Annotated in this window: 3 protein-coding genes and 1 tRNA gene; 2 read left to right on the top strand and 2 right to left on the bottom strand. The window is 72.7% G+C overall.

Annotated elements, in window-relative coordinates:
- Nucleotides 1–293: 293 nt before the first annotated feature.
- Entirely contained in the window at nucleotides 294–1112 is an 819-nt protein-coding gene (locus B7767_RS22440; protein WP_107486255.1) for a DUF4097 family beta strand repeat-containing protein, read from the bottom strand.
- A 297-nt stretch (nucleotides 1113–1409) separates the two neighbouring features.
- On the opposite strand from B7767_RS22440, the gene B7767_RS22435 reads away from it, so the two are divergent.
- A tRNA-Val gene (locus B7767_RS22435) sits at nucleotides 1410–1481 on the top strand.
- A 71-nt stretch (nucleotides 1482–1552) separates the two neighbouring features.
- Here the strand turns inward: B7767_RS22435 and B7767_RS22430 are convergent.
- Nucleotides 1553–1894: a hypothetical protein gene (locus tag B7767_RS22430; protein WP_085573775.1), complete on the bottom strand. Its 342-nt coding sequence runs from the start codon at nucleotides 1892–1894 to the stop codon at nucleotides 1553–1555.
- A 66-nt stretch (nucleotides 1895–1960) separates the two neighbouring features.
- Between B7767_RS22430 and B7767_RS22425 the strand changes: the two genes are divergently transcribed.
- Nucleotides 1961–2194 (top strand): DUF2277 domain-containing protein, encoded by a 234-nt coding sequence (locus tag B7767_RS22425; protein WP_030859483.1) that lies wholly within the window; start codon nucleotides 1961–1963, stop codon nucleotides 2192–2194.
- Nucleotides 2195–2587: the final 393 nt, after the last annotated feature.

Below are 2587 nucleotides of genomic sequence, written 5' to 3'. Positions count from 1 at the left end.
GGCCCGCCCGCCGAACCAGCGCCGCGTCCCGCCCCCGGCGAACGCGGCGGGCAGCACCAGCGCCGCGACCAGCGGCATCCCCACGAGGGCGAGCACGTCCCGCAGCACGCCGCGGGCCCGGCGGACACCCGGCCGCGGAGGAAGAGGAGGCACGGCACGACGCACGCGAGGCACGCGCGGCTCCGACGGCGAGTACGGCTGCGCTGGTGTCGCCGTCACATCCCTCTCCCGTACTGTCGTTCGCCCTGCCCGATGTCATTCTCCCACCGGTAGAGGACGAAGACACGGGTCGGTCAGTTCGCCGTGCGGACGGTGAGTTTGCCGTCGCCGGTGCGCGCGGTCACCACGTGGGAGCTGGAGTCGTCGCGGGGCACGGACACGTCCTCGGCGCCGTCACCGGTCCCGGTGTCCACGCGGTAGGAGGCCCGCGGCAGGTCGATCGTCAGGGAACCGTCGCCGCTGCGGGAGTCCACCAGGTCGGGCACGGCGGCCAGTTCGAGGTGGACCGAGCCGTCACCGCTGTGGGTGCGCACCGTACGGGAGGAGACCTCCGCGCGCACGGACCCGTCACCGGTGCGCAGTTCCAGCGGTCCGGTGGAGTCCGTGACACGGACCGAACCGTCCGTCGTGCGGATGCTCAGCGCGTCGCGGAAGCCCCGCGCCCGCACGCTGCCGTCCTTCTCCTCGACCTTGACGGAGACGCCGCGGGGCACCTCGATGCGGTGCTTGGTGGAGCAGTCGGCGACGATCCCGGAGCACTTCTCCCGCAGCACCAGCCGGTCGCCGTCCATGGACCAGGTGACCTCCGGGTCCGTGCCGATGGCGACGGTGCCCTGGAACCAGCGGGTGACCCCGATCTTGCCCGAGGGGTTCTCGTCCGAGGCGACGATCTCGAGGGCGGAGTCGTCGGAGTCGATGGTGAGGGTCCTGCCGGGCAGGTCGAAGGACCGGTGGTCGGGATCGTCGTCGTCGGCGGCCGACGCCCCGCAGGCGCTCACGCCCGCGACGATCACCACGGTGGACCCGGCGAGGGCGAAGGCGCGTGTCCACGCGGCACGGCGGCCGGAGGCGGAGCCGGTGATCCGGGCGGTACGGGTGGTGGTGCGGGTCATGACGGTCTCCCCCTGGGACGGACGGTGGCGCTCACCGGTGGTGTCCGGGCGCTCTTCGACCGTACGGACGGGGGGTCCGCGGGGGGATCCGGGCGGCTGGCGGATCCGGGGTGGGGATATCCCCCGGTGATCGCCGGTGGGGGAATTGCTTCCCTGGTCTGTGGTAATTTCCTTTCGCCCCGCAAGGGGCCGGTTCGGGCTGGACCGCAACCCTCGGGTTGGAAGCCCCCCTCCTTCAGGCGGGGGAGCGGAGTCACGTAGGCTGTCCACTCGACCCAGGCACACCGCCTGGGCCTCGGGTGCGTAGCTCAGGGGTAGAGCGCCTGCCTTACAAGCAGGATGTCGGCGGTTCGAAACCGTCCGCGCCCACCGGGACACAGGGCCTCCGGAGTCGCTCCGGGGGCCCTTGTCGTCCTGCCTCCCCGGTCCTTCCGCCCCTCCTACGAGGACTCCTCCGCCTTCTCACGGACGTGCTTGAGCCGGGAGCGGGCGTGCACGCGGTCGGCGCCGGTGAGTTCGGCCCAGTAGCGGTGGGTGCTGACGAACACCGCGAGCTCGTGCTCCCGCTGCCGGAGCTTCTCCACCTCGGCCTGTTCGTCGGCGGTCCAGCCGGGTGAGGCGGGGCGCTCGACCTTGCGCCAGCCGTGGTCGTCGCTGAAGCCGTCGAGGGGTTCGACCGACCAGGGGAGCCGCTTCAGCAGGGCGGACAACTCGCCCTGGACCTGTTGCAGTTCCTCCTGACCGGCGAGGAGGTCACTCGGAAAATCGTAGGTCGCAGCCACGAACCAATGATACGCCTGTTCGATTTTGGGTGGCGAATTGCCGAGGGGGCGCGTCAGACTGAGGGCATGTGCCGGAGTATCAAGACCCTGCGTCCGCCCGTGCAGCCCGAGGAGGCCACGGAGGAGGAGATCCGGGCCGCCGCCCTGCAGTACGTGAGGAAGGTGTCCGGGTTCCGGGCGCCGGCCGCCCACAATCGCGAGGTGTTCGAACGGGCGGTGGAGGCGGTTGCCTCGGCGACGGCCGAGTTGCTGGACGGGCTGGAGGTGCGCGGGGGCGCGGCGCGGCGGGCGGCGGGGTAGGGCCGTTGGTGCCGTGGCTGTGGCTGGGCGGGGGGTTGTTTCGCAGCCCGGCGATTGCGGGGCGCCTCCCCCACTCTCGGCTTCTCCCTCACTCTCGGCTCCGCTAGAGCGGGGGACCCCCATGAGCGGGAGGTACCCCCACCGCCCACCCTCCCCCCTCGGCTTCGCTCGGGCGGGGGGACCCCCATCGCCCTGGGGGCACCTCCCAGGCCCTTGAGGCACTGGGGGAGGCACGACTGCCCGCAGCTGGGGGTGTCGCCCCGGCGGTGCGGCTGCCCGCGGCTGGGGCGTTGCGACTGCCCGCGGCTGGGGGTGTCGGCCCGGCTGCCCGTGGCCGGGGTGGTTCACGAAGGGCGCGGGTGGCGGCGCATCAGGTAGCCCGCGCCTGCGCCC

This window comes from Streptomyces sp. 13-12-16, from assembly GCF_002114215.1.
Lineage (GTDB): Bacteria > Actinomycetota > Actinomycetes > Streptomycetales > Streptomycetaceae > Streptomyces.
The sequence above is the reverse complement of the archived record's forward strand: the minus strand, read 5'-3'. Positions and strand labels throughout refer to the sequence as shown.